Source organism: Burkholderia paludis (assembly GCF_000732615.1).
Lineage (GTDB): Bacteria > Pseudomonadota > Gammaproteobacteria > Burkholderiales > Burkholderiaceae > Burkholderia > Burkholderia paludis.
In genome coordinates this window covers 181,275-207,195 of record NZ_JPGL01000020.1, presented here as the reverse complement: position 1 = coordinate 207,195, position 25,921 = coordinate 181,275, and the positions used below count along the sequence as shown (strand labels likewise).

The 25,921-nt window shown below is 67.2% G+C and carries 23 protein-coding genes and 7 tRNA genes; 20 read left to right on the top strand and 10 right to left on the bottom strand.

The genetic code is table 11. The annotated features are described in order from the left end of the window. The first annotated feature begins 5 nt into the window (after nucleotides 1-5). Nucleotides 6-680, top strand: coding sequence for a C40 family peptidase (locus GQ56_RS0114890; RefSeq protein WP_031399406.1), 675 nt, complete (start codon nucleotides 6-8; stop codon nucleotides 678-680). Nucleotides 681-832: 152 nt separating this feature from the next. Here GQ56_RS0114890 and GQ56_RS0114885 read toward each other — a convergent pair whose 3' ends face one another. Further along, nucleotides 833-1,759 carry a patatin-like phospholipase family protein gene (locus GQ56_RS0114885; protein WP_031399405.1) on the bottom strand — a complete coding sequence of 309 codons (927 nt, stop codon included), beginning with the start codon at nucleotides 1,757-1,759 and terminating at the stop codon, nucleotides 833-835. A gap of 278 nt (nucleotides 1,760-2,037) precedes the next feature. Here GQ56_RS0114885 and gltX point away from each other — a divergent pair, with 278 nt between their 5' ends. The 9 genes from gltX to GQ56_RS0114840 all read left to right on the top strand — a co-directional run bounded on the left by gltX (nucleotide 2,038) and on the right by GQ56_RS0114840 (nucleotide 5,297). Continuing rightward, on the top strand, nucleotides 2,038-3,447 hold the full coding sequence (gene gltX, locus GQ56_RS0114880) for a glutamate--tRNA ligase (RefSeq protein WP_031399404.1): 1,410 nt from the start codon (nucleotides 2,038-2,040) through the stop codon (nucleotides 3,445-3,447). 127 nt (nucleotides 3,448-3,574) lie between these two features. After that, nucleotides 3,575-3,650: transfer RNA gene (locus GQ56_RS0114875), tRNA-Ala, on the top strand. A 141-nt stretch (nucleotides 3,651-3,791) separates the two neighbouring features. Then, nucleotides 3,792-3,867 (top strand) — tRNA-Glu (locus tag GQ56_RS0114870). Nucleotides 3,868-3,947: 80 nt separating this feature from the next. Beyond that, nucleotides 3,948-4,024 (top strand) — tRNA-Asp (locus GQ56_RS0114865). A gap of 63 nt (nucleotides 4,025-4,087) precedes the next feature. Then, nucleotides 4,088-4,163 (top strand) — tRNA-Glu (locus GQ56_RS0114860). Nucleotides 4,164-4,242: 79 nt separating this feature from the next. Next, a tRNA-Asp gene (locus GQ56_RS0114855) sits at nucleotides 4,243-4,319 on the top strand. A gap of 65 nt (nucleotides 4,320-4,384) precedes the next feature. After that, a tRNA-Glu gene (locus GQ56_RS0114850) sits at nucleotides 4,385-4,460 on the top strand. Nucleotides 4,461-4,531: 71 nt separating this feature from the next. Then, a tRNA-Asp gene (locus GQ56_RS0114845) sits at nucleotides 4,532-4,608 on the top strand. A gap of 224 nt (nucleotides 4,609-4,832) precedes the next feature. Continuing rightward, a complete protein-coding gene (locus GQ56_RS0114840) occupies nucleotides 4,833-5,297 on the top strand; it encodes a GNAT family N-acetyltransferase (protein WP_031399403.1) in 465 nt (154 codons plus the stop codon). Nucleotides 5,298-5,327: 30 nt separating this feature from the next. Here the strand turns inward: GQ56_RS0114840 and GQ56_RS0114835 are convergent, their stop codons facing one another. Further along, nucleotides 5,328-6,203: an AraC family transcriptional regulator gene (locus GQ56_RS0114835; protein ID WP_031399402.1), complete on the bottom strand. Its 876-nt coding sequence runs from the start codon at nucleotides 6,201-6,203 to the stop codon at nucleotides 5,328-5,330. A gap of 256 nt (nucleotides 6,204-6,459) precedes the next feature. Here GQ56_RS0114835 and GQ56_RS0114830 point away from each other — a divergent pair, with 256 nt between their 5' ends. Beyond that, on the top strand, nucleotides 6,460-6,873 hold the full coding sequence (locus tag GQ56_RS0114830) for a gamma-glutamylcyclotransferase family protein (RefSeq protein WP_031399401.1): 414 nt from the start codon (nucleotides 6,460-6,462) through the stop codon (nucleotides 6,871-6,873). A gap of 123 nt (nucleotides 6,874-6,996) precedes the next feature. Here GQ56_RS0114830 and aceB read toward each other — a convergent pair whose 3' ends face one another. Together aceB and GQ56_RS0114820 are read right to left on the bottom strand one after the other, a co-directional pair. After that, on the bottom strand, nucleotides 6,997-8,589 hold the full coding sequence (gene aceB, locus GQ56_RS0114825; RefSeq protein ID WP_031399400.1) for a malate synthase A: 1,593 nt from the start codon (nucleotides 8,587-8,589) through the stop codon (nucleotides 6,997-6,999). Between the two features lie 65 nt (nucleotides 8,590-8,654). Next, nucleotides 8,655-9,416 carry a haloacid dehalogenase type II gene (locus GQ56_RS0114820; RefSeq protein ID WP_031399399.1) on the bottom strand — a complete coding sequence of 254 codons (762 nt, stop codon included), beginning with the start codon at nucleotides 9,414-9,416 and terminating at the stop codon, nucleotides 8,655-8,657. A gap of 154 nt (nucleotides 9,417-9,570) precedes the next feature. Here GQ56_RS0114820 and GQ56_RS0114815 point away from each other — a divergent pair, with 154 nt between their 5' ends. Together GQ56_RS0114815 and GQ56_RS0114810 are read left to right on the top strand one after the other, a co-directional pair. Next, entirely contained in the window at nucleotides 9,571-10,476 is a 906-nt protein-coding gene (locus tag GQ56_RS0114815) for a LysR family transcriptional regulator (RefSeq protein WP_031399398.1), read from the top strand. A gap of 159 nt (nucleotides 10,477-10,635) precedes the next feature. After that, entirely contained in the window at nucleotides 10,636-11,070 is a 435-nt protein-coding gene (locus GQ56_RS0114810) for a universal stress protein (RefSeq protein WP_031399397.1), read from the top strand. Between the two features lie 197 nt (nucleotides 11,071-11,267). On the opposite strand, the gene aceA is transcribed toward GQ56_RS0114810, so the two are convergent. The 3 genes from aceA to GQ56_RS0114795 form a co-directional block, all read right to left on the bottom strand. After that, nucleotides 11,268-12,575 (bottom strand): isocitrate lyase, encoded by a 1,308-nt coding sequence (gene aceA, locus GQ56_RS0114805; protein WP_031399396.1) that lies wholly within the window; start codon nucleotides 12,573-12,575, stop codon nucleotides 11,268-11,270. A gap of 391 nt (nucleotides 12,576-12,966) precedes the next feature. Next, nucleotides 12,967-14,502: a DEAD/DEAH box helicase gene (locus GQ56_RS0114800; RefSeq protein ID WP_031399395.1), complete on the bottom strand. Its 1,536-nt coding sequence runs from the start codon at nucleotides 14,500-14,502 to the stop codon at nucleotides 12,967-12,969. A 360-nt stretch (nucleotides 14,503-14,862) separates the two neighbouring features. Next, nucleotides 14,863-15,132 carry an acyl-CoA-binding protein gene (locus GQ56_RS0114795; RefSeq protein ID WP_031399394.1) on the bottom strand — a complete coding sequence of 90 codons (270 nt, stop codon included), beginning with the start codon at nucleotides 15,130-15,132 and terminating at the stop codon, nucleotides 14,863-14,865. A 147-nt stretch (nucleotides 15,133-15,279) separates the two neighbouring features. Between GQ56_RS0114795 and tsaB the strand changes: the two genes are divergently transcribed. The 4 genes from tsaB to GQ56_RS0114775 are packed head-to-tail and all read left to right on the top strand — an operon-like array spanning nucleotide 15,280 to nucleotide 18,503. Next, a complete protein-coding gene (gene tsaB, locus GQ56_RS0114790) occupies nucleotides 15,280-16,047 on the top strand; it encodes a tRNA (adenosine(37)-N6)-threonylcarbamoyltransferase complex dimerization subunit type 1 TsaB (RefSeq protein WP_031399393.1) in 768 nt (255 codons plus the stop codon). Further along, a complete protein-coding gene (rimI, locus tag GQ56_RS0114785) occupies nucleotides 16,044-16,544 on the top strand; it encodes a ribosomal protein S18-alanine N-acetyltransferase (protein ID WP_031399392.1) in 501 nt (166 codons plus the stop codon). The genes tsaB and rimI overlap by 4 nt, the downstream gene beginning before the upstream one ends. Next, entirely contained in the window at nucleotides 16,531-17,541 is a 1,011-nt protein-coding gene (locus GQ56_RS0114780; protein WP_031399391.1) for a uracil-DNA glycosylase, read from the top strand. The genes rimI and GQ56_RS0114780 overlap by 14 nt, the downstream gene beginning before the upstream one ends. After that, nucleotides 17,538-18,503, top strand: a complete 966-nt coding sequence (locus GQ56_RS0114775; protein ID WP_031399390.1) for a DUF1853 family protein — start codon at nucleotides 17,538-17,540, stop codon at nucleotides 18,501-18,503. Before GQ56_RS0114780 ends, GQ56_RS0114775 begins: the two co-directional genes overlap by 4 nt. Nucleotides 18,504-18,521: 18 nt before the next feature. Here GQ56_RS0114775 and thiD read toward each other — a convergent pair whose 3' ends face one another. Together thiD and lplT are read right to left on the bottom strand one after the other, a co-directional pair. Then, the gene (thiD, locus tag GQ56_RS0114770; protein WP_031399389.1) at nucleotides 18,522-19,331 is read right to left on the bottom strand and encodes a bifunctional hydroxymethylpyrimidine kinase/phosphomethylpyrimidine kinase; all 810 of its coding nucleotides are present in this window, start codon (nucleotides 19,329-19,331) and stop codon (nucleotides 18,522-18,524) included. A gap of 58 nt (nucleotides 19,332-19,389) precedes the next feature. Further along, nucleotides 19,390-20,697 (bottom strand): lysophospholipid transporter LplT, encoded by a 1,308-nt coding sequence (gene lplT / locus GQ56_RS0114765; protein ID WP_031399388.1) that lies wholly within the window; start codon nucleotides 20,695-20,697, stop codon nucleotides 19,390-19,392. Nucleotides 20,698-20,915: 218 nt separating this feature from the next. Between lplT and alr the strand changes: the two genes are divergently transcribed. The 3 genes from alr (at nucleotide 20,916) to GQ56_RS0114750 (ending at nucleotide 23,787) form a co-directional block, all read left to right on the top strand. After that, nucleotides 20,916-21,986, top strand: a complete 1,071-nt coding sequence (alr, locus tag GQ56_RS0114760; protein ID WP_031399387.1) for an alanine racemase — start codon at nucleotides 20,916-20,918, stop codon at nucleotides 21,984-21,986. 11 nt (nucleotides 21,987-21,997) lie between these two features. After that, nucleotides 21,998-23,374, top strand: a complete 1,377-nt coding sequence (gene radA, locus GQ56_RS0114755; RefSeq protein ID WP_031399386.1) for a DNA repair protein RadA — start codon at nucleotides 21,998-22,000, stop codon at nucleotides 23,372-23,374. A 146-nt stretch (nucleotides 23,375-23,520) separates the two neighbouring features. After that, the gene (locus tag GQ56_RS0114750) at nucleotides 23,521-23,787 is read left to right on the top strand and encodes a DUF2866 domain-containing protein (protein ID WP_031399385.1); all 267 of its coding nucleotides are present in this window, start codon (nucleotides 23,521-23,523) and stop codon (nucleotides 23,785-23,787) included. A gap of 187 nt (nucleotides 23,788-23,974) precedes the next feature. Here GQ56_RS0114750 and GQ56_RS0114745 read toward each other — a convergent pair whose 3' ends face one another. Beyond that, on the bottom strand, nucleotides 23,975-25,906 hold the full coding sequence (locus tag GQ56_RS0114745) for an ATP-binding cassette domain-containing protein (RefSeq protein ID WP_031399384.1): 1,932 nt from the start codon (nucleotides 25,904-25,906) through the stop codon (nucleotides 23,975-23,977). Nucleotides 25,907-25,921 lie beyond the last annotated feature (15 nt).

Here is a 25,921-nt window from a genome sequence, read left to right as displayed (position 1 = left end):
GACCAATGCAGCATCGATCCCTGACCCAGGCATGCGCGCGCACCGTCGCCGGGCTGTTCATCGGCGCCCTGTTCGCAGCAGCTTCCGGCGCGTTCGCCGACGAAGTCAGCAGTTTTAACCAGAATGTCACGAATTCGACCCAGAACGGGTCGGGTTCCTCCCTCCAGCAGACCAGCGCACAGCCGTCGAGCGGCGGCGCGAAGTCGTTCCTGTCCGGCATGGCCGGCAAGGCCGGCGACGTGGTCGTCAGCGCGCTGAACATGATCGGCGTGCGTTATCGCTGGGGCGGCAACTCGCCGGATTCGGGCCTCGACTGCAGCGGCTTCGTGCGCTACGTGTTCCAGGACACCCTCGGCATGTCGCTGCCGCGCCGTGCGGAAGAAATGAGCCGCGTCGGCGAGAAGGTGAGCATGAGCAACCTCAAGCCGGGCGATCTCGTGTTCTTCAATACGATGCGCCGCACGTTCTCGCACGTCGGCATCTACATCGGCGACAACAAGTTCGTGCACTCGCCGTCGACGGGCAGCACCATCCGCGTAGACGATCTCGACAGCGGCTACTGGGAAAAGCGGTTCACCGGCGCGCGCCGGATCGAATCGGAGTTCCCGATGAAACCCGAAGATCTGCGCCAGCGCGTACGCGCGACGATCGGCGACGATTCGGCGAACGGCAACAACTGATCTTTGCCGGTCAACCGGCCGGATCGAAACACCCTGTCACCGAAAGGCGGCAGGGTGTTTTGTTTTGGGCGGCGCAAGCGGCGGGCTGAATGCCGTACCGCCTTCCTGCGGCGGGCCGGCGGTGCGCGCCGGCCCGGGACATCGGGTGCTTCTTATGCGGCGGCGACGCTGCGTGCCGCCGCGAGCTTGCGCTGCAGTTCGGGCATGATGCGCGCGACCGCTTCCTCGCCCGCGAGGATCGCCGCGTTGCGCTGGTTGAAGTCGCTGCCGCCCATTGCCGCAAGGTTCGGCCGGATCACGACGTCCGCATATTTGTCGAGCTCGTAGGTCTTGATCGTCTGGCCCATGATCGTGAAGGTCTGCAGCAGCATCTCGATCGGGTTGCCGGTCGCCGCGCCCTCGGGCCGTGCCGAGATGTCGACCGCGATCACGAAGTTCGCGCCCATCTTGCGTGCATACGAGGCGGGCACCGGGCTGACGAGGCCGCCGTCGACGTATTCGCGGTTGCCGATCTTCACCGGTTCGAACACCGACGGCACACTGCACGACGCGCGTACCGCGAGCCCCGTGTTGCCCTGCTGGAACAGGATCGGCTGACCGCTCTGCAGATCGGTCGCGACGATGCCGAGCGGCTTCGCCATTTTCTCGATCGACCGGTTGTTGAGCGTCTTGTTCAGGAAGTTCTGCAGCGCGACGCCTTGCAGGAGGCCGCGCGAGCGGAACGGCAGCGCCCAGTCGCTGATCGCCGCCTGATCCATGTCGAGCGCGATCTTGTTGATCTGCAGCGCGCTCATGCCCGACGCGTAGAGTGCGCCGACCACCGAGCCCGCGCTCGTGCCCGCGACGATTTCGACCGGGATGCCGCGCGCCTCGAGCGCCTTCAGCACGCCGATGTGCGAGAAGCCGCGGGCGGCGCCGCCGCCGAGCGCGATGCCGATCTTCACGGGCTTGTCTTGCGACTGCGCGGTGCCGGACGGGTTGCCGGGGCGGGACTTGTCGCCGAACGAGGTGCAGGCGGCGAGGCTGGCGGACGCGCACGCGATCGTGAAGTGGCGGCGTGACAGGCGAGGGGACGACATCGAATGATTCTCCGGCGACTTGGCGGCGGGTCACACGGCCCGCGGCGGCGATAGGTTCCGAGCAGCCGCACGGCGGTCCCGTGCGGCCGGCGCCGCGCCGGCTGGCGGCCGCGGCGCGCACATCATAAAGCAAGCGGCGCCCTTGGCGCGATGTCCGTCGCGAGTATAATTCCGGCTTCTTTCCCGTTCCGGGCGTCGCCGGCTCCATTGCTGTCCGGGCTGCCGCCGTCGTCCCGCGTCGAATCATTCACGCGCCCCAGGCGTCCGAGTTACCGTTTATGACCCGTCCTGTCCGTACCCGCTTCGCGCCGAGTCCCACCGGCTTCATCCACCTCGGCAACATCCGCTCCGCGCTCTATCCGTGGGCGTTCGCCCGCAAGATGAAGGGCACGTTCGTGCTGCGCATCGAGGATACCGATGTCGAGCGTTCGTCGCAGGAGGCGGTCGACGCGATCCTCGAGGGAATGCAATGGCTCGGCCTGGATTTCGACGAAGGCCCGATCTACCAGATGCAGCGGATGGATCGCTATCGCGAGGTGCTCGCGCAGATGCTCGAGAAGGGGCTCGCGTACCCGTGCTACATGTCGTCCGAGGAACTCGACGCGCTGCGCGAGCGCCAGCGCGAGGCGGGCCTGAAGCCGCGCTACGACGGCACGTGGCGCCCGGAGCCCGGCAAGGTGCTGCCGGAGCCGCCGGCAGGCGTCAAGCCCGTGCTGCGCTTCCGCAATCCGCTGACGGGCACGGTCGTGTGGGACGACGCCGTGAAGGGGCGTGTCGAGATCTCGAACGAAGAGCTCGACGACCTCGTGATCGCGCGCCCGGACGGCACGCCGATCTACAACTTCTGCGTGGTGGTGGACGACATGGACATGGGCATCACGCACGTGATCCGTGGCGACGACCACGTGAACAACACGCCGCGCCAGATCAACATCCTGAACGCGCTCGGCGGCGAGGCGCCGGTCTACGCGCACCTGCCGACCGTGCTGAACGAGCAGGGCGAGAAGATGAGCAAGCGGCATGGCGCGATGAGCGTGATGGCGTATCGCGACGCGGGTTTCCTGCCCGAAGCCGTCGTCAACTATCTTGCGCGTCTGGGCTGGTCGCATGGCGATGCCGAAATCTTCTCGCGCGAACAGTTCGTCGAATGGTTCGACCTCGAGCATCTGGGCAAGTCGCCCGCGCAGTATGACCACAGCAAGCTGAGCTGGCTGAATGCGCATTACATCAAGGAAGCGGACGACGCGCGCCTGGCCGGGCTGGCCAGGCCGTTCCTCGCTGCCCTCGGCGTGGACGATGCGGCGCTCGCGACGGGCCCCGCACTCGACGCCGTGGTCGGGCTGATGAAGGATCGCGCGACGACGGTCAAGGAGATCGCGGAAGGCGCCGCGATGTTCTACCGTGTGCCGGCGCCGGACGCCGATGCGCTGGCGCAGCACGTGACCGACGCGGTGCGGCCGGCGCTGGCCGATCTCGCCGTCGCGCTGAAGGCGGCCGACTGGACGAAGGAGGCGGTGTCCGCCGCGCTGAAGGCGACGCTTGGCGCGCACAAGCTGAAGATGCCGCAACTCGCGATGCCGGTGCGTCTGCTGGTGGCGGGTACGACGCATACGCCGTCGATCGATGCGGTGCTCGTGCTGTTCGGTCGCGATGCCGTGGTGTCGCGCATCGAGGCGGCGCTGGCTTGAGATGCGGGGCGAGCGAAGCTGCCGATGCGTGACCTCGCGGCAGCTTCGCAAAAAATTTCGCTCGAATCGCAAAAAGGGTATTTACAAGTTCAAAGTTGGTCCATATAATCTCATTTCTGTTCTGCAAGGGGGTATAGCTCAGCTGGGAGAGCGCTTGCATGGCATGCAAGAGGTCAGCGGTTCGATCCCGCTTACCTCCACCATCAGAACAAGCTGGATTGATTTGCGAAGCAGCAGTGGTAGTAATAAATGCTTCACAAAATGATTCAAAGCAGTTAGAATCTCGGCCTTCGCTGTTGATTGAAAAGTGAATAGCGAAAGTCAGACAGATCTGAAAAGATTTTGTCCCCTTCGTCTAGAGGCCTAGGACATCACCCTTTCACGGTGAGTACAGGGGTTCGAATCCCCTAGGGGACGCCAGATTCAGCGGCGTTTCGTAGAAATGTCGCAACACGCGCAGGAACGTAACCGACGTCCTGCGGGTGAGGGTGCAGAAAGCTGGAGCGGTAGTTCAGTCGGTTAGAATACCGGCCTGTCACGCCGGGGGTCGCGGGTTCGAGTCCCGTCCGCTCCGCCAGAACGAAGCCCGTTCAAGACGTTTTTGAGCGGGCTTTTGTATTAAAGATGTAGGCAGTACGTAGTCCCCTTCGTCTAGAGGCCTAGGACATCACCCTTTCACGGTGAGTACAGGGGTTCGAATCCCCTAGGGGACGCCAGATTCAGCGGCGTTTCGTAGAAGTGTCGCAGCGCTTGCAGGAACGTGACGTTGTCCTGCAGGCGAGGGTGCAGAAAGCTGGAGCGGTAGTTCAGTTGGTTAGAATACCGGCCTGTCACGCCGGGGGTCGCGGGTTCGAGCCCCGTCCGCTCCGCCAGAACGAAGCCCGTTCAAAGCATGTTTTTGAACGGGCTTTTATATTGAAGATGTAGGCAGTACGTAGTCCCCTTCGTCTAGAGGCCTAGGACATCACCCTTTCACGGTGAGTACAGGGGTTCGAATCCCCTAGGGGACGCCAGATTCAGCGGCGTTTCGTAGAAATGCGCAACGCGCAGGAAGTAACCGACGCCTGCGAGGGTGCAGAAAGCTGGAGCGGTAGTTCAGTCGGTTAGAATACCGGCCTGTCACGCCGGGGGTCGCGGGTTCGAGTCCCGTCCGCTCCGCCATAAAATGAAGAAGCCCGCCTTGTGCGGGCTTTTTCATTTGCGTTTCCGGTTGCGCCCATCGGCGGGTGAAACGGCGAAACGGCAAAGTGGTCGCGGTCGCCTGCGCGATTTCCGGCGCGCACGGCACGTCGCGCACCCGGGCGGCAACCCGCTACGAGAAATCCGCGATTGCATCCGCACGCGACTGCGCTATCGTGGCGGGGTGCGTTCTCGACCCCTGCGCGATGCTCGATCCGACCGACCTGCGACTCCTCTATCAGCTCCGGCCCGCGGAGGCTGGCGATTTTCCGTTCGCCGAGGCGCTGACGCACGGCAACATGGGCGGCTACTACAAGCGCCATGGGCTCGTGTGGCGCAGCGACCTGTTCTACGCGAGCTGGCGCGAATCCGAGAATTTCATCCTCGAGGCCGACGGCGAACGCATCGGCGTGCTGCGCGTGACCGAGGAGGGCGATTCACTGCATATCCGCGACGTCCAGATCGCCGCCGGTCATCGCGGCCAGGGTGCCGGCACCTACATGCTCGACATGGCGCACCGCTGGGCGCGTGCGCGCGGGCTGAACGAATTGCAGCTGCGGGTGTTCGTCGACAATCCCGCCGCGCGTCTCTATTTGCGCATGGGCTATCGGGTAGCCGGGTCGCGGCTCGCGCAACTGGGCTCGATCCGCCACATGGTGCGGCCGGTCTGACGGCGTGGCGATGCGAAGCGCGTCGATCCGTCAGTCGACGGCGTCGATCGCGTCGTCGTCCGCGGCCTCATCTCCTGTGAGGCTGCCGTCCGGGCCGCGGTGCTCGTAGCCGCGCAGCATGAAGGCGCGCGGGCTTTCGCCGAATGCCCGGCGGAACATGGCCGAGAACGCGCTCTGGCTCTGGTAGCCGAGTTCGCGCGCGATATGCGACAGCGGGCGCCCCTGGTTCAGCAGCGGGATTGCCCGCGCCAGCAACGCCTGCTGGCGCCACTGCGAAAAGCTCACGCCCAGTTCCTGCTTGAAGAGCCGTGAAATCGTGCGGGTGCTCGCGCCGACCTCGCTTGCCCAATGTTCGAGCGACTCCGCATGCGCCGGATGGGCGAGTACCGATTCGCACAGCATGCGCAGCCGCTTTTCGTCGGGCATCGGCACCGCGAGCGGCAGCGGTTCGGCGTGACTCAGTTCGTCGAGCACCAGTTCGCACAGCAGGCGCTCGCGCGCGGTATTCAGGTCACGGGCGTCGAGCGCGACGATCAGTTCGCGCAGGAGCCCGGTCACTTCGACGACGCGGCATGCGTCGAGCCCGCCCGGCACGATCGACTCGTCGATGTACAGTGTGCGCAAATACGCTTCCTCGACGATCACGACTTCGTGCGTGACGCGCGGCGGTACCCAGATCGCGCGGGACGGCGGCACCATCCATGTCGTGCCGGTCGTCGCGACGCGCAGCACGCCGCGCGATGCGTACGCGAGTTGCGCCCACGCATGCGTGTGCAGCGGGATGCGGTGCCCGGCGTCGACCCGCCGTGCGCGCACGCGCATCGGATGGATGGCGGTCGGCGCGAATTCGGGCGGGATGTCGATGACGTACGGGTTCGATACGTCGGCTTGGACGGGCGGATTCATGGGCGATACACGGGCAGCGCAGCAGCGATGCCGTTATTGTAGAAGGCGCCGCGCAAGCGCATGCGGCGGTTTGTCCGGCGATCATGCCGCGTTCAAATGAACTTTGCATGCGGCCCGGCGAATCCGGGCGACCGGCGGGGCTGCGCGCGCTTGCGCGTTCGAACCAACGGGCCGTTGCCGTGGTCTATCCGTGCTTGAGCGGTTTCGCACGAAGCGTGCGAACACGGCAACATGCGAATCAAAGAGGAGAATCACGATGCGTTACGTATTCGTCTACGGCACCTTGAGAAACGGCGAGGCCAACGACATCGGTCGCGCGGCCGCAAGGTACGGGATTGCCGAGCCGACGTTGCTGGGCGCCGCGGCGCTGTCGGGCGAACTCTACGACTTCGGCACGTATCCGGGGATGATCGCCGCGCCGGCCGGCACGTCGCTGGTCTGGGGCGATGTCTACGAGGTCGACGACCGGCTCGTTCCCGTGCTCGACGAGATCGAGCGCGTCTATCCGGGTGTCGACTCGCTGTTCAAGCCCGAAGACGTGACCGTCGAACTCGGCGGCCGGCAATACGCATGCCTGTATTACCCGGTCGCCGCGCACGCGGTAGCCGGGCGCCCGCGCATCGGGTCGGGCGACTGGGTCCAGCACCGGCGCGAGCGCGAAGCCGTCTGACCGGTCGCGCGGGCCGATTCCGTCGACAACGAAAAAGCGCCCCGAGGGGCGCTTTTTTGATGCCGTCCGCGCATGCGACCGGCTCCGGCGTGTGGCCGGCCCCGCTCGCAGCGCGCAGCGTCGTCAGATTTCCTCGTACAGCGGCAGCGTCAGGAACTCGGTAAAGCCTTCCGACGTCGACATCTGTTCGAAGATGGCCGCGGCGCGCTCGTAAGGCTGCGTGTTGCCGCCGACCGACTGCTTCACGTTGTCGAGTTCGGCCTTCGTGTATTCACGCACGAGTTCGGCCGTGACCTTGCGGCCGTCGTCGAGCACGCCCTTCGGCGAGCGGATCCACTGCCACACCTGCGAGCGGGAAATCTCGGCCGTGGCCGCATCTTCCATCAGGTTGTGGATCGGCACGCAGCCGTTGCCGTCGAGCCACGCACCGAGGTAGTGAATGCCGACGTTGATGTTGTTGCGCAGGCCGGCTTCGGTGATCGGCGCTTCCGGCTGGAAGTCGAGCAGGTTGCTGCCTTCGATCTGCACGTCGTCGCGCTGCTTCGCGATCTGGTTCGGCCGGTCGCCGAGTACCTTGACGAACTCTTCCATCGCGATCGGCACGAGGCCCGGGTGCGCAACCCAGCCGCCGTCGTAGCCGTCGGTCGCGTCGCGCTGCTTGTCGGAGCGCACGCCGCCCATCGCCTTGTCGTTCGCTTCCGGATCGTTCTTGATCGGAATCAGCGCGCTCATCCCGCCGATCGCCGGCGCGTTGCGCTTGTGGCAGGTCTTGAGCAGCAACAGCGCGTACGCGCGCATGAACGGCACCGTCATCGTGATCTTCGAACGGTCGGCGAGGCAGAAATCGCGATCGTTCTTGAACTTCTTGATCGCCGAGAAGATGTAGTCCCAGCGGCCGGCGTTCAGGCCCGAGCTGTGCTCGCGCAGTTCATGGAGGATCTCGTCCATCTCGAACGCGGCGAGGATCGTCTCGATCAGCACCGTCGCGCGGATCGTGCCGCGCGGCACACCGACCGCTTCCTGCGCGGCGACGAAGATGTCGTTCCACAGGCGCGCCTCGAGATGGCTCTCCATCTTCGGCAGGTAGAAGTACGGGCCCGAGCCGCGCGCGAGCAGTTCCTTCGCGTTGTGGAACAGGAACAGCGCGAAATCGAAGATGCCGCCGGACACGCGCTGACCGTCGACCGTCACGTGCTTTTCGTCGAGATGCCAGCCGCGCGGGCGCACGATCAGCGTCGCGACCTTGTCGTTCAGACGGTAGGACTTGCCGTTCTGCTCGAGCGAGATCGTGCGGCGTACCGCGTCCTTCAGGTTGATCTGGCCGTCGATCTGGTTCGTCCAGCTCGGCGCGTTCGAATCCTCGAAGTCCGTCATGTACGAATCGGCGCCCGAGTTCAGCGCGTTGATGATCATCTTGCGCTCGACGGGGCCCGTGATCTCGACGCGGCGGCATTGCAGGTCGGCCGGCAGCGGCGCGACCTTCCAGTCGCCTTCTCGGATCGCCTGCGTGTCGGCCAGGAAATCGGGGCGCTCGCCCGCGTCGAGGCGTTTCGTGCGTTCGACGCGCGCCTGCAGCAACGCCTTGCGGCGCGGTTCGAACGTGCGGTGCAGCGCCGCGACGAGCTCGAGCGCTTCGGGCGTCAGGATTGCTTCGTAACCCGGCTTGATGTCGCCGGTGATCGTCATGCCTTGCGGCAGCGTGATCGGGGTGCTCATGAGTCTCATCTCCTTGGTCGGTCAGTTGCGGTTTCGGTGAAGGGGGAAGGCGGCAGTTGCGAGCGTCATGCACCCGGGCCGGGGCGCGTGCGGTTCGCGGGTCTGCCGGACGGAGCCGGGGTGGCGAGAAAGGCGAGCAGGTCGGCCATGCCGGTGCCGGTGCCGTCGGGCGGCGCGCCGAGTTCCTCGGCGGGCGCGCCCGTGCGGTTGAGCCAGAACGTCGTGTAGCCGAACCAGGCGGCGCCGGCGACGTCCCACGCGTTCGACGACACGAACACGATGCCGCGCGGGTTCGGACCGAACGCGGCGGTGCCGAGCGCGTAGGCGGCCGGGCTCGGCTTGTACGCACGCACGGCGTCGGCCGACAGCACGCGATCGAACAGCCCGGACATGCCGGCGCTCTTGATCGCGATGTCGAGCATCTGCGGGTTGCCGTTCGACAGGATCGCGAGCGGCGGCCTGGGTTCGAGCGCGCGCAGCTTGCGCAGCGCGGGTACCGTGTCGGGATAGGTGGACAGGCACGCATATTCGTCCATCAGCCGCTTCTCGGCCGCGCTGTTCAGCGCGAGGCCGAGCGCGCGCGCGGCGAACCGCAGCGCGTCGAGCGTGATGTCCCGGAACGGGCGATAGCGGGCGCCGGCCGGATCGGCGAGCGTGCGCAGTTGCGAGTATTCGATCTGCTTGCGTCGCCACAGCTGCGACAACCGTTCCCCGTGACCGGGAAACATCTGCTCGGCCGCGGCCACGACCGCATGCACGTCGAACAACGTGCCGAATGCGTCGAAGAGGATAGCGTCGGGAGAGGAGAGTGTCGTTGTGGCCGACATAGCCTTGCGCTCCAGTTTCAGAGGTCGGGTCGATTCTATTCGTGCTCGTGGAGACTAAAAAAGAGGCTAATCATCACTTGATCTTTTACTTTCATATACCTAATCTTGACCGGTTTAAGCTATCCGAAGGGCGGCCACGCCGTCCTGGCGAGTCATGGACCGGTTCAAGCAGATCGAAACGTTCGCCGCCGTCGCGGCGAAGGGCAGCCTGTCGGCGGCCGCGCACGCGGAGGGCGTCGCGCCGGCGATCATCGGCCGCCGCCTCGATGCACTCGAGGAGCGGCTTGGCGTCAAGCTGCTGGTGCGCACGACGCGCAAGCTGACGCTGACGTTCGAGGGGTCGGCGTTCCTCGAGGATTGCCAGCGGATCATCAACGACATGCAGAATGCGGAGGCGAGCGTGTCCGCCGGCGGCGTCAAGGCGAGCGGCCACCTGCGCATTTCCGCGCCGGCGGGCTTCGGCCGGCGGCACGTCGCGCCGCTCGTGCCCGAATTCAGCGTCGGGCATCCCGACGTATCGGTCACGCTCGACCTGTCCGACCGGATGGTCGACCTCGTCAACGAGGGGTTCGATTGCGCGGTGCGGCTGGGCGAGCTGCCCGACTCGTCGCTGGTGTCGCTGAGGCTCGGCGAGAATCGCCGCGTGTGCGTCGCTTCCCCCGCGTATCTGGCACGGCGCGGCACGCCGGCCACGCTCGCGGAGCTGGCGCGGCACAACTGTCTCGCGCTGGCGGCGAACGCAAACCAGCAGCGCGGCTGGACGTTCCAGGACGACGACGGGGTCGTGTCGATCCGCGTGAACGGCACGATGGAATGCTCGGACGGCGCCGTGCTGCACGAGTGGTGCCTGGCCGGCCACGGCCTCGCGTGGCGTTCGTGGTGGGAAGTCGGCGACGACATCGCGGCCGGCCGGCTCGTCAGCGTGCTCGACACGTTCGCCGCCCCGCCGATCGGCATCCACGCGGTGTTTCCGCAACGCAGGCATCTGCCGCTGCGCGTGCGCCTGTTTCTCGACTACCTGAAACACACCTACGAGCGGCCCGGATATTGGGGCGAGTAGGCCGCGCGTGCCCGCGCGTTTCCGATATGAGGGCGAACCCGCTGCCGGCGCCGGTTGCGCGGTTTCGCACACTACAATCGTAGGAGACATGACCGATGCGTCGCGGCCGGCCCGGACGGGATTGCGGCGCGCGGCGTGCGTCTGACGAAGGAGGGCGCGATGTTCCGGCACATCCTCGTTCCAACCGACGGTTCCGAACTGTCGCAAAAGGCGATCGACGGTGCGATCGATCTGGCTCGGGCGGTCGGTGCGCGCGTCACGGCGTACGCGTGCCTGCCGCAGTATCCGTACTCGCCGTTTTCCGAGGTGATCATCGAGCCGCCCGCCGATTTCCGGGCGCGCAGCGAGCGCGAGGCGCGCGCGCATCTCGACGAGGTCGAATCGGCGGCGAAGGCTGCCGGCGTCGACTGCGACACCTGGACGAGCGTGCATCCGTCGCCGTATCTCGGCATCATCGAGGCGGCCGAACGCGGCGGCTGCGACGTGATCTTCATGGCGTCCCACGGGCGCCGCGGGCTCGGCAGCTTGCTGATCGGCAGCGAGACGCAGCGTGTGCTGACCCATACGAAAATTCCGGTGATCGTCTATCGGTAACGCGGCGCGGCCGCCGGCGCAAAAAAAGGGCGCGCCGGACGGAGCCGGCGCGCGTCGTTGCTGGCGGCCCGCGGGCCGCGCGGCGGGTCGCACGATCGGTATCGTGCGCCTGCCGTCTCCTCCCTGATTTTCATTCGGTCGCCGATGCCTTGCCGTCGCAGGACGGGGCAGGGCATCGGCATGGCGCCGGGTGCGCGTTACGCGACCTTCTTGCCGTCGAAGAACTGTTCGTCCTCGGTCGAGCCGTGCAGCGCGGTGGTCGACGCTTCGCGCTCGATCGTCTGCGTCACCGTGTCGAAATAACCGGTGCCGACTTCCCGCTGGTGCTTGACGGCCGTGAAGCCCTTGTCGGCCGCCGCGAACTCGGCTTGCTGCAGCTCGACGAACGCGCTCATCTGCGTGCGGGCATAGCCGTGCGCGAGGTTGAACATCGAATAGTTCAGCGCATGGAAGCCGGCGAGCGTGATGAACTGGAACTTGTAGCCCATCGCGCCGAGCTCCCTCTGGAATTTCGCGATCGTCGCGTCGTCGAGGTTCTTCTTCCAGTTGAACGACGGCGAGCAGTTGTACGACAGCAGCTTGCCCGGGAACTGCTTGTGGATCGCCTCCGCGAACTTCTTCGCATACTCGAGATCCGGCTTGCCCGTTTCGCACCAGACGAGGTCGGCGTAAGGCGCGTACGCGAGGCCGCGCGAGATCGCCTGCTCGAGGCCCGGCTTCGTGCGGAAGAAGCCCTCCACCGTGCGCTCGCCGGTCAGGAACGGCTGGTCGTTGCCGTCGACGTCGGACGTGATCAGGTCGGCGGCCTCCGCGTCGGTGCGTGCGACCAGCACGGTCGGCGCGCCCATCACGTCGGCCGCGAGGCGCGCCGCCGACAGTTTCGCGACGGCTTCGCGCGTCGGCACGAGCACCTTGCCGCCCATGTGGCCGCACTTCTTCACCGACGCGAGCTGGTCTTCGAAGTGGACGCCCGACGCGCCGGCCTCGATCATGGCCTTCATCAGTTCGAACGCGTTCAGCACGCCGCCGAATCCGGCTTCCGCATCGGCGACGATCGGGGCGAAGAAATCGACGTAGCCGTCGTCGCCCGGATTCTTGCCTTCCGACCACTGGATCTGGTCGGCGCGCGTCAGCGTGTTGTTGATGCGCTTCACGACGAGCGGCACCGAGTTTGCCGGGTACAGCGACTGGTCCGGGTACATTTCGCCGGCGACGTTCGCGTCGCCGGCCACCTGCCAGCCGGACAGGTAGATGGCTTTCAGGCCGGCCTTCACCTGCTGCATCGCCTGGTTGCCGGTCAGTGCGCCGAGCGCGTTGACGAACGGCTCTTCGTTGATGAGGCGCCACAGCTTTTCCGCGCCGCGCCGGGCCAGCGTGTGCTCGATCGGGATCGAGCCACGCAGGCGCACCACATCTTCAGCCGAGTAGCTGCGCTTGATGCCCTTCCAGCGCGGGTCGGTTTCCCACTGCTGTTGCAGTTCCTGTGCCTGTTGCTGACGCGACATGATGAGCTCCTGGATGCGGTGCGTTGCCTGATGGGTTGAATCTGACGATGGTGAGGCGATTCTCGAAGCCGGAAGCAGTGCCTCGCGTTTCGTGAAGTCTTGTATAAGAGTCTAGGCAAATCGGCGGGAGCGAAACAGGGGCGGCGGCGGGAAGTTGCTGATTTTTTAGTTGTTTTAAATCAGCGACTTATAGTTTTTATTCCAAGATAAGAAATGCATTTTCCCATCCCGCAATCGTATGGGTTGTGCCGTGCAGCACGATTTTTTACGACGCAAAAAAATTTTCCGCATCGTGAAATGGTGGGCGGGGCGAAAAAAAACCGGCGCAGGTGCGCCGGTTGCCGGATTGGCGGAGCCATCCGTCGGGCGGCCGGGAGCCGCCCGTGTGTGCTTACGATGCGGAATTGCCGCGGCGCGGGCCGCTGCTGCGCTGGCCATCGCGACGCGGGCCGCCGTCACGGCTGCCGCCCGGCTTGCCGCTCCAGCCGCCGCCATTGCCGCTGCCGTAGCTGCGGCCGTTGCCGCCGTGACCGCCGCCCGGCTTGCCGCCGAAACGCCGGCCGCCGTTACCGCCGCCCGGACGGCCGCGACCGCCGTTGCCGCCGTTGCGCGGGGGCGCCTTGCGCGGTTCGAAACCTTCGATCACGTTGACCGGCAGCGGCGCACGGACGAAGCGCTCGATGCGCTTGAGCGCGCCTTGCTCGGCATGGTGCACAAGGCTCACCGCGATGCCCGAACGGCCTGCACGGCCGGTACGGCCGATGCGGTGCACGTAGTCTTCCGCGAACTTCGGCAGGTCGTAGTTGAACACGTGCGTGATGCCCGGGATGTCGATGCCGCGAGCCGCGACGTCGGTTGCCACCAGCACGCGCACGCGGCGCTCGCGCAGCGCACGGATCGTGCGGTTGCGCGCGCCCTGCGGCAGGTCGCCGTGCAGCGCGGCCGATTCGAAGCCTGCGTCGGCGAGACGGCCGGCGAGCTGGTCGGCGTCGATTTTGGTCGCCGTGAAGATGATCGCCTGGTCGAGCGCGTCGTCGCGCAGCAGGTGATCGAGCAGGCGATCCTTGTGGTCGCGGTCGTCGACGTAGTGCACGGTCTGCGCGATGTTGGCGCGCGACTCGAGGCGCTGCTGGATCTCGATGCGTTCGGGATCCTTCAGCAGGCGGTTCGTCAGCGAACCGATCTTGCCGTCGAGCGTGGCCGAGAACAGCATCGTCTGGCGCGACTCGGGCGTGGCGTCGACGATCGTCTCGATGTCTTCGATGAAGCCCATGTCGAGCATGCGGTCGGCTTCGTCGAGCACGAGCATCTTCAGCTCGGACAGGTCGATGCGGCCGCGCTCGAGGTGATCGAGCAGGCGGCCCGGCGTGGCGACCAGGATTTCCGGGTTCTTCGCGAGCAGCATCAGCTGCTGGCCGTAGGCGACGCCGCCGAGGATGCTGACCGTGCGCAGGCGCTTCAGGTGCTTGCCGTACGTCGAGGCGGCCGTGGTGACCTGCATCGCGAGTTCGCGGGTCGGCGTCAGCACGAGCAGGCCCGGGCGGGCGACGGGTTGCGGGCGGCGCACGCGGCGGTCGCCCTGGTTCGGTTCACGCGGCGCGCGCGGTTGCTGCGCCTGCGTCTTCTGGAGCTGCGCGAAACGTTCGATAGCGGGCAGCATGAATGCGGCGGTCTTGCCCGAACCGGTCGGGCTCGAGACCAGCAGGTCACGGCCGGCGATGCCGGCCGGAATCGCGCGCTGCTGCACCGGCGTCGGCTTCACGTAGCCGGCTGCCTGCAGCGCGGAGACGATCTCCGGCGACAACCCGAGCGACGCGAAGCTCGGCTCGTCCGACGCCGGTTCGACTGCGGCCGGTGCGGCGGCGTCGAGACCGAGCGCCTGGTCGGCGATCGCGTTGAGCGGGCTGGAGTTGATGCTCGAAGTCATAACAATCCTTGAAACACAGTGGGTGAAACGTCGGCGCCAATCGCGCATACCCAAGTCGTCGGATTCAGCGAGCAAATCGGGAAACGGGTGCAATCCGCCGAACCATCGGCGGATGAGGCATTAGAAGCTGTTTTGGGTGCGGCGCGCTTCAGGAGCGGGGCCGCCAGCCTGATAAGTGACGACCGCGAAGGTCGAAGCAGGAGGGGACAGGTTCTAAACCGGATTGGAGCTTAACGCTACGAGGCGTCGGGCCGGAACGGCTTGCGAGCCGAGCGCGGGGATGACGCAGGCAGCATTATAAAGAGATTTGCTGCGCTGCGCCACTGATTTGATTGCCTATTGCGGTTGCGGGGGATCCGGTCAGGAAGCCGTGCCGTTCTTCAGCGATTCGACGAGTTCGATGTACTGCTGCTTTGCCGCATCCTGCGACGTGCCCTTCAGCGCATCCCAGGCGTCGTACTTGTATTTGCCGACGATATCGGTGAAGCCCGGCTTGTCGCCGTGCGCATCGCCGTCGGTGGCCTGCTTGAAGAGTGCGTACAGGCGCAGCAGGGTCAGGTTGCCCGGCCGTTCCGTCAGTTGCTTGACGTCGATCTGGGCCTGGTCGAATTGGGCGGTGAGGTCGCTCATCGGGTGTCTCCGTAAGGGTTTCAGGTCGGGCGATCTTAACAAGCGGGCCGCCGCGCGGGGTCGAGCGATCCTTCCAAACCGCCGGCTGCGCGGCGCGCAGGCCCGGATCGGGTCCGATCGCCCGTGGGAGCGGGGCGTCGCATTACAATGTCGGCCATGACGCAAACAGTGCTCCTCGCCATCGATACGTCGACCGAATACTGCTCGGTCGCCCTGCTGCGCTCGGCTCATGCCGATGACGCCGTTTCCAACCCGCAAACCTGGGTCCGTCACGAGCTGACGGGCGCCGTGTCGAGCACGCGCGTGCTGCCGGCGATCCAGGAACTCTTCGCCGAATCGGGGCTGACGCTCGCCGATTGCGATGCGATCGCGTTCGGCGCGGGCCCCGGCTCGTTCACGGGCCTGCGCACCGCGACCGGCATTACCCAGGGCCTCGCGTTCGGAAGCGGGCTGCCGGTCGTGCCGATCGGCACGCTGCTCGCGTGCGCCGAGCACGCGCGGCTGCGCACGCCCGGCACGCAGCGCGTGCTTGCCGCGCTGGACGCGCGGATGGACGAAGCCTACTGGGCGGACTTCGTCTGGGACGACGGCGCCGGCGACTGGCAGACGCTGCATCCGGCTTCGCTCGATGCACCGGGCGCCGTCGGCGTGCCCGACGTGCCGTTCACGCTCGCAGGCAATGCGGCTGCTGCGTTCGGCGCGCAGTGGCCGGCCGCGGCCCGTGCGGCCGCGATCGACGGCGACGCGCTGCCGCATGCGCTGGCGGTCGCCCATGCCGCGCTGCGCGCGTTCCGCGCAGGGCGGACGGTGCCGGCCGACCAGGCCGCGCCCGAATACGTGCGCGACAAGGTCGCGCAGACGACCGCCGAGCGCGTCGCGGCACGGGCCGCGCAGGCGGCTGGAGCGAAGGGATGACCGGCGTGTTGCTGAGCGACCGCTATCTGGCGCCGATGACGGATGCCGATCTCGACGAGGTCGTCGCGATCGAGCACGTCGCCTACGAATTCCCGTGGAGCCGCGGCAACTTCGAGGATTCGCTGCGCAACGGCTATCTGGGCGTGTGCCTGCGGCACGTGACGGGCTCGATGATCGGCTATTGCGTGCTGATGCCGGTGGTCGACGAGATGCATCTGCTGAACCTGTGCGTTGCGCCGGCCGCGCAGCGCGCGGGCGCCGGCCTCGCGCTGCTGCGCGAGGCCGTGCGCATTTCGGGTGCGGAGCGGCTCGACGGCGTGCTGCTCGAGGTGCGGCCGTCCAATGCGCGCGCGATCCATCTGTATGAGCGCTTCGGCTTCGTGACGATCGGCCGGCGCAAGAACTACTATCCGGCGAAGCATCACAGCCGGGAGGACGCGATCGTGATGCGTCTGACGCTGAACAAGGACGAGGGGGACGCGCATGGCGTGGGCTGAAGCGGCGCTCGAGGAAATGGGCCTCGCGCAGATCTGGGTGCGGCGCGGGGAGCGCGCGGATGAAGGCGTGCCGGCCGATGTGCCCGCCGTCGCGCCGGCCGGTGCGACGGGCGGCGTGTCCGCCGACGCGGCCGGGCAACCGATGCGCGCGGCGCGTGGGCCGGCGCGCGACGATATGGGGCAGGCGGCCGACGCGTCGCCGGTTCGCGAGCCGGTGGGCGCGCCGCGCCGTGTCGCCGTTGACGATCGCGCGCCCGTATCGGCGGTATCGGCGGTATCGGCCGATGCGATGCCGCGGCAGGACGACCTGCCGCCGGCCGAGGCGGACGATTTCGCGTGGTTCGACGCGGCCCCGCCGGGCGAACCCGCGCCGGCGGCCGAGTCGCGGCGGGCCGAAGCGCCGGTTGCGGCGCTCGACTGGGATGCGCTGGCCGCGCGCGTGGCCGACTGCACGCTGTGCCGGCTGTGCGAGAAGCGCACCAATACCGTATTCGGCGTCGGCGACCGCGAAGCGGACTGGATGCTGATCGGCGAAGCGCCGGGCGAGAACGAGGACAAGCAGGGCGAGCCGTTCGTCGGCCAGGCCGGCAAGCTGCTTGACAACATGCTGCAATCGCTGTCGCTCAAGCGCGGCGACAACGTGTACATCGCGAACGTGATCAAGTGCCGGCCGCCGGGCAACCGCAACCCCGAGCCGGACGAGGTCGCGAACTGCGAGCCTTATCTGCAGCGGCAGGTCGCGCTCGTGAAGCCGAAGCTGATCGTCGCGCTCGGACGTTTCGCCGCGCAGACCTTGCTGAAGACGGATGCAAGCATTGCGTCGCTGCGCGGTCGCGTGCATGCGTATGAAGGCGTGCCGGTGATCGTGACCTACCACCCGGCATACCTGCTGCGCAGCCTGCAGGACAAGTCGAAGGCATGGGCCGACCTGTGCCTCGCGCGCGACACGTTCAGGCGCACCGGGGGCGCCGACGCGAACGGATCGGCCGGGCAATGACGGCCGGCGCGGCGTTCGCATGCGTCGATACGCTGCGCGACGTCGCGGTTCGCGATCTGGGCTGGCTGCTCGCCAGCCCGAGCCTGCTCACCGCGGTCCCGGGCGCGCCGCTGGCGCTCCCTTGGCCGGACGCGGCCGGGCGGGCGGCGGTCGAAGCGTGGCTCGTCGCGCTCGATGCGCGGCCGGAGCCGCTGCATCGCGCGCTCGACGGGCTGCGGCCCGTGCGGCTCGGCCGCTACGCGGAATGCCTGCTCGAGTATTTCCTCACGCACGGCCCGTCGCTGCGGCTCGTCGCGGCCAATCTGCCGCTGCGCAGCAACGGCAAGACGCTCGGCGAAGTCGATTTTCTCGTCGACGCGCCGGACGGGCGGCGCCTGCACTGGGAACTCGCGGTGAAGTGCTATCTCTGCGCACCGGTGCACGCCGATGCGTCGCTGGCCGATTTCGTCGGCCCCAACCTCGTCGACCGGTTCGATCGCAAGCGCAGCCGGCTGCTCGACCACCAGTTGCGGCTCGGCGATCGCGACGGATTTTCGCGGCTCGGCTACGGCGCACCGTCCGACGCACAGATGTTCATCCGGGGCTGGCTGTTCTATCCGCACGGCGTGCCGTTGCCGCCGGTGTCCGTGGAAATCGCGCCGGATCACCCGCGCGGCTTCTGGCTGACGCACGCGCAGTGGCCGGCGTGGGCGGCCGCGCAGCGCGCCGGCGCCGGATGGAGCGTGTTGCCGCGGCTGGCGTGGCTCGCGCCGCGGCGGGTTGCCGCCGACGCCGGCTTCGAACCCGAGCCGCTGGCCGCCGCGCTCACGCTGCCGTCCGTGTTGACGACGCGCGAGGCCCCCGCACTGATCGGCATCCATGAGAAGGGCGGCGACGGCACGTGGCGCGAGACGTCGCGCGGCTTCATCGTGCCCGACGACTGGCCGGCGCGCGCGCGGGCGTTCGCCGCACAGGATGGCTGACGTCGCGTCAGCCGGTGCTTACCACCAGCGGTGGAAGTGATGGACGGGGCCGGCGCCGTGCCCGACGTCGAGGCGGTCGCTCGCCGCGATCGCGCCGGTCAGGTAGGCCTTCGCTTCGCGTACGGCGCTTTCGAGGTCGGGCCGTTGGGGCAACAGCGCGGCGATCGCCGCCGATAGCGTACATCCCGTGCCGTGCGTGTTGTTGACGGGAACGCGCGGACCGTCGAGCCGGACGGTCCGCGTCGCGTCGACGAGCCAGTCGGGGCTCGCGGACGCATCGGGCAGGTGACCGCCTTTCATCAGCACTGCGTGCGCGCCGGCCTGCAGCAACGCCCGGCCTTGCCGGACCATGTCGTCCTCGGTGATCGCGGGCGCGTCGCCGAGCAGCGCGGCGGCTTCGGGCAGGTTCGGCGTGACGACGGTGGCCAGCGGCAGCAGCGCATCGCGCAGTGCGTCGACCGCATCGGGCGCGAGCAGCGCGTGGGAACTCGTCGAGATCATGACCGTGTCGAGCACGACGAAGCGCGGCGTGTAACGCCGCAGCGCGTCGGCAACCGCGTGCACGATTGCCGCATTCGCGAGCATCCCGATCTTGACCGCATCGATACGGAGATCGCCGAATACCGCGTCGAGCTGCGCGGTCACGAACGCCGCGTCCGGCGCATGCACGCCCGTCACGCCGCGCGTGTTCTGCGCGGTCAGCGCGGTAATCGCGCTGGCGCCGTAGGCGCCGAGCGCGGAGAACGTCTTCAGGTCGGCCTGGATGCCCGCGCCGCCGCCCGAATCGGAGCCGGCAATCGTCAGGAGGTTGGGTATCGGGTGCGTCATCGGGGCAATGCGCCGGTTCGAAGACCGGCGCCGGCGGACAGGAACGGGAAGGGGCGCGTCAGTGCCGCGACTCGCCGATCAGCGCGACCGAGTCGAACTGGCGCTGGTTCGCCTGGTGACGGCGCATCACGAGCCACATCGTCAGGCAGACGAACGTGCCGAACAGCACGATCACGACGCCGACCGGCACGTCGAGCCACACCAGCACCGCATACAGGCACAGCATGACGAGCACCGAGAGGTTCTCGTTGAAGTTCTGCACCGCGATCGAGTGGCCGGCCGACAGCAGCACGTGGCCGCGATGCTGCAGCAGTGCGTTCATCGGAACGACGAAGTAGCCGGACAGTGCCCCGACGCAGATCAGGAAGATGTACGCGATGATCAGGTACACGGGCATGCGCAGGTGGCCGAAGTGCGCGGCCCAGTGCGGCGGAAACAGGTCGCGCGAATAGAACGCCATCAGCATCACCGCGATGCCCATCACGATGCCGACGGGCAGCACGGTCAGCGACTTCTTGAGCGGCACCCGGCTGGCCGCGGCAATCGCGCCGGCTGCAACGCCGAATGCGACGACTGCCTGCAGCAGCGCGCCCTCGGATAGCGACATGCCCAGCGAAACCTCGGCCCATTTCAAGACGATGAACTGCAGCGTCGCTCCGGCTCCCCAGAACAGTGTCGTGACGGCGAGCGAAATCTGGCCGAGCTTGTCGCGCCAAAGCACCATGAAACAATCGGCGAAGTCGGCCACCAGCTTGATCGGTCCGCGTTCCTGCTTCGGGTAGCGGGCGCCGGTATCGGGAATGCGCAAATTGAACAGCGCCGCTATCACGTAGATCGACAGGATGACTGCGATTGCGGCTTCGGCAGGCGTATTGATCCACGTCGGCGTGTGCGCAATCACGTGCGATGCGATGTGCGGGCTGATCAGCGCGCCACCGAGCACGGTGCCCAGGATGATCGAGCTGACGGTCGTGCCTTCGATCCAGCCGTTCGCGGCAACTAGCCGGTCGGCCGGCAACAGCTCGGTGAGAATGCCGTATTTCGCGGGCGAGTAGGCCGCTGCACCGAAGCCGACGATCCCGTACGCGATCAGCGGATGGGCGCCGAACAGCATGATCAGGCAGCCGATCACCTTGATCGAGTTGGTGATGAACATCACGTGGCCCTTGGGGCGCGAATCCGCGAACGCGCCCACATATGCCGCCAGCACCACGTAGGACAACACGAAGAACAGCTTCAGCAGCGGTGTCATCCAGTTGGGGGCGTGGAGGTCTTTCAGCAGGGCGATGGCGGCGATGAGGAGCGCACTGTCGGCCAGCGACGAGAAAAACTGCGCGGCCATGATGGTGTAAAAACCTTTTTTCATCTGATGCGATGCTTTCGTCGCTGCGGCAGGGCCGCGTAGGCCGCCTGGTATGCGATCGGCTTATTCCGTTCGAAATGGGTTGTGCGCACGGCTTTATAACATGAAAATACGCCAACTCGGACTAGCAAGATTCCCCGATCGTTCCGCAAATTGTCGGCTTCAGTGCTCAAAAGGCGCGGTAAGCTGATGATTCGCAAGCGTCTTTACGTAAATTTCCCATGCCGCGCCCGATCTCCGCCACCATTCACACCGCCGCTCTCGCGAACAATCTCTCCGTCGTCCGCCGCTTTGCCGGCCCGTCCAAGGTCTGGGCGGTCGTCAAGGCCAACGCGTACGGTCACGGTCTCGCACGTGCGTTTCCCGGCCTGCGCGGCACCGACGGTTTCGGCCTGCTCGACCTCGACGAGGCGGTCAAGCTGCGCGAACTCGGCTGGGCCGGCCCGATCCTGCTGCTCGAAGGCTTCTTCCGCTCGACCGACATCGACGTGATCGACCGCTACAGCCTGACGACGACCGTCCACAACGACGAGCAGATGCGGATGCTGGAAACGGCACGGCTGTCGAAACCGGTCAACGTGCAGCTCAAGATGAACAGCGGGATGAACCGGCTCGGCTACTCGCCCGAAAAATACCGCGCCGCGTGGGAGCGCGCCCGCGCGTGCCCCGGCATCGGCCAGATCACGTTGATGACCCATTTTTCGGATGCGGACAACGAGCGCGGCGTCGCCGAGCAGCTCGCGACGTTCGAGCGCGGCGCGCAGAACATTGCCGGCGCGCGCAGTCTCGCGAATTCGGCGGCCGTGCTGTGGCACCCGGATACGCGCTTCGACTGGGTCCGGCCGGGGATCGTGCTGTACGGCGCGTCGCCGTCCGGGTTGTCGTCCGATATCGCCGACACGGGGCTGAAGCCCGCGATGACGCTCGCGTCCGAGCTGATCGCGGTGCAGACGATCGCGAAGGGCCAGGCCATCGGCTACGGCTCGACGTTCTCCGCACAGGCGCCGATGCGGATCGGCGTCGTCGCGTGCGGCTACGCGGACGGCTATCCGCGCGTCGCGCCCGAAGGCACGCCCGTGATCGTCGACGGCATCCGCACGCGGATCGTCGGCCGCGTGTCGATGGACATGATCACCGTCGATCTGACCCCGTGCCCGCAGGCCGGCATCGGCACACGCGTCGAGCTGTGGGGCAACGCGCTGTCGATCGACGACGTCGCCCGCCATTGCGGCACGATCGGCTACGAGCTGATGTGCGCGGTCGCCGGCCGCGTGCCGGTGCGCGCGGAATAAGGGCGTCACGCGTGGCCAAACAGAAAACCGTCTACGTCTGCAGCGAGTGCGGCGGGCAGACCCCGAAGTGGCAGGGGCAGTGCCCGTCGTGCCAGGCCTGGAACACGCTCGTCGAATCGGTTGCCGAGTCGCCGTCCGCCCACCGTTTCCAGTCGCTCGCGAAGCGGGCGCCCGTCCAGCGCCTCGTCGACATCGAGGCGGCCGACGTGCCGCGCTTCTCGACCGGCATCGGCGAATTCGATCGCGTGCTCGGCGGCGGGCTGGTTGCCGGCGGCGTCGTGCTGATCGGCGGCGACCCGGGCATCGGCAAGTCGACGCTCTTGCTGCAGTCGCTCGCCGACATCGCGAACGAGCGGCGCGCGCTGTATATCAGCGGCGAGGAATCGGCCGCGCAGATCGCGTTGCGCGCGCAACGGCTGGCGTTGCTCGACGGTGGCACGCCGGCGGCCGAACTGAAGCTGCTCGCCGAGATCCAGCTCGAAAAGATCCAGGCCGCGATCGACGCGGAACGGCCGGACGTGGCCGTCATCGACTCGATCCAGACCGTCTATTCGGAGGCGCTCACGTCGGCGCCGGGCTCGGTCGCGCAGGTGCGCGAATGCGCGGCGCAGCTCACGCGCATCGCGAAGCAGTCGGGCACCGCGATCATCATGGTCGGGCACGTGACGAAGGAGGGCAACCTGGCCGGCCCGCGCGTGCTCGAGCACATCGTCGACACGGTGCTGTATTTCGAAGGCGACACGCATTCGTCGTTCCGGCTCGTGCGCGCGTTCAAGAACCGCTTCGGCGCCGTCAACGAGCTGGGCGTGTTCGCGATGACCGAGCGCGGGCTGCGCGGCGTCGCGAATCCGTCTGCGCTGTTCCTGTCGCAGCACGAGCAGGTCGTGCCCGGCTCGTGCGTGCTCGTCACGCAGGAGGGCACGCGTCCGCTGCTCGTCGAAATCCAGGCGCTCGTCGATACGGCGCACGTGCCGAATCCGCGCCGGCTCGCGGTCGGCCTCGAGCAGAACCGGCTCGCGATGCTGCTCGCGGTGCTGCACCGGCATGCGGGCATCGCGTGCTTCGACCAGGACGTGTTCCTCAACGCGGTGGGTGGCGTGAAGATCACCGAGCCGGCCGCCGACCTCGCGGTGCTGCTCGCGATCCATTCGTCGATGCGCAACAAGGCGCTGCCGAAGGGGCTGATCGTGTTCGGCGAAGTGGGGCTGGCGGGCGAGATCCGGCCGTCTCCGCGCGGGCAGGAGCGGCTGCGCGAGGCGGCGAAGCTCGGCTTCACGTCCGCGCTGATTCCGAAGGCGAACGCGCCGAAACAGGCGATCGAGGGGCTGAACGTGATGGCCGTCGAGCGCATCGAGCAGGCGATCGACCGCGTGCGCGATCTCGAGTGACCGGCCCGGCAGCCATGCCGGCCGGGCCTGCCTGCGATCTGTCGCGTAATTCGTTGTAAAGAATATGTAGGGTTCTGTAACCCGCCGGACATTGCTTTTCCCTATCCTTTGCCGGATTGTCGAACCGCGCAACGCAAAGGGAACCTATGTTGAAATCGTATGGGGAAGCGCCGGGCGACCGCCTTTACAACCTGCGCGGCTGCCGCGTGTCGGAGCCGATTCTCCAGCCCTGGGGCGGCGGATGCCGGATCGTCGAATGGATCGACGACGAAGGGCGGCTGGCGCGCAAGGTCGTGTCCGAGGACGTGACGGAAGCGGAAGTTGCCGCGGCGATCCGGCGGCCGACCGAAGGGCGCCGGCACCTGATGGGCGACGACGAGCAGATGCCGCGCGACACGCTGCCGCGCCGCTGAGCCGGCAGCGCGGCGAGCTGCCCGCGCACCGGGAACGACAACGATCACTGAACAGGCCGGGCCGGCGTGCCCGGCCTTGTCGCATCCGGGCCCGGCGCAAGGGGTGTGGCCCGGGCGAGGCACCGGGGCGCCCCGAAGCGGCCCGCACGCCGGGCCGGCGTATCGGCCGGCCGTGCAGCGGCCGCTGTCAGCCGATCTGCTCGAGTTCTTCCTGCGCGGCGAGCCAGTCGGCCTCGATCGTTTCGAGGCGCGAGGTGACGTCCCCGAGCTTGCGGATCGCGTCGGTCAGTTCCGTCTTGCGTGCGGCCTCGTAGCTCGCCGGATCGGCGACGAAGGCGTCGAGCCGCGCCTTTTCCGCGTGCAGCGCCTCCATTTCCTTTTCGAGCTTCGTGATGCGCGTCTGCAGCGGCTTTTTCAGCACCGACAGGCGCTGCCGTTCCTCGGCGGCCTGACGTTTCTGGTCCTTGCGGTTGGCGGTGGCGCCCGCGCCCGGCGAAGCCGCGCTGTCGGCCTTGGCGGCCGCGCGCTGCTCGGCCGCGTGCTGCAGCAGCCAGTCGCGGTAGTCGTCGAGGTCGCCGTCGAACGGCTGCAGGCGGTGCTTCGCGACCAGCATGAACTGGTCGGTCGTCGCGCGCAGCAGGTGGCGATCGTGCGAGACGAGGATCAGCGTGCCCTCGAACTGCGCGAGCGCCATCGTCAGCGCGTGACGCGTTTCGAGGTCGAGGTGGTTGGTCGGTTCGTCGAGCAGCAGCAGGTTCGGCTTCTGCCAGATGATCAGCGCGAGCGCGAGGCGTGCCTTCTCGCCGCCCGAGAACGGGCCGACCGGGGTCGTCGCCATGTCGCCCGAGAAATTGAAGCCGCCGAGGAAGTCGCGCAGTTCCTGCTCGCGCGTGTCGGGTGCGAGCCGCGCCAGATGCGCGAGCGGCGAATCGTCCTCGCGCAGCGTTTCGAGCTGATGCTGCGCGAAATAGCCGATGGTCAGCCCCTTGCCGTCGCGCACCTGGCCGGACAGCGGCGCGAGCGTGCCCGCCAGTGTCTTGATCAGCGTCGACTTGCCCTGGCCGTTCGCGCCGAGCAGGCCGATGCGCTGCCCGTTCTGGATCGACAGCGCCACGCGGTCGACGATCGGGATTTCCGCGCCGTTGTCGGCGTGGTAGCCGCAGCGGACCTCTTCCATCACCATCATCGGGTTCGGCGCGGCGTCGGGTGTGCGGAATTCGAACGTGAACGGCGACGCGATGTGCGCGGGCGCGATCAGCTCCATCTTCTCGAGCGCCTTCATCCGGCTTTGCGCCTGCTTGGCCTTGGTGGCCTTGGCCTTGAAGCGGTCGACGAAGCTCTGCAGGTGCTCGATCGTCTTCTGCTGCTTTTCGTAAGCGCTTTGCTGCAGCGCCAGCTGCTGGGCGCGCAGCACTTCGAACTGCGAGTAGTTGCCGCCGTAGCGCTTCACCTGGCGGCTGTCGAGATGCAGCGTGACGTTGCAGATCGAATCGAGGAATTCGCGGTCGTGCGAAATCACGACGAGCGTGCCGGGGTAGCGATGCAGCCAGTCTTCGAGCCAGACGATCGCGTCGAGGTCGAGGTGGTTCGTCGGTTCGTCGAGCAGCAGCAGGTCGGAGCGGCACATCAGCGCCTGCGCGAGATTCAGGCGCATGCGCCAGCCGCCGGAAAAGCTGGCGACTGATTCGCGCGTCTGCGCGAGCGTGAAGCCGAGGCCCAGCAGCAGCGCTTCGGCGCGGGCGGGCGCGGTGTAGCCGTCGGCGTCGGCAAACGCCGCGTGCGCGTCGGCTTCGGCGGCGCCGTCATGCGCGGCCGATGCGGCGGCGATGCGCGCCTCGATCTCGCGCAGCGCGGCATCGCCGTCGAGCGTGTACTCGAGTGCCGAGCGGTCGACCGCGGGGGTCTCCTGCGACACATGGGCGATCCGCCACGACGGCGGCATCGAGAAATCGCCGCCGTCCGAGTGCAGCTCGCCGCGCAGGACGGCGAACAGCGTCGACTTGCCGGCGCCGTTCGCGCCGATCAGGCCGGCTTTCTCGCCGGGATTGAGTACGAACGAGGTCGACTCGAACAGCGGCTTGGTGCCGCGCGCAAGGCTGAACTGATTGAAACGGATCACGGCGGAAATGACTGG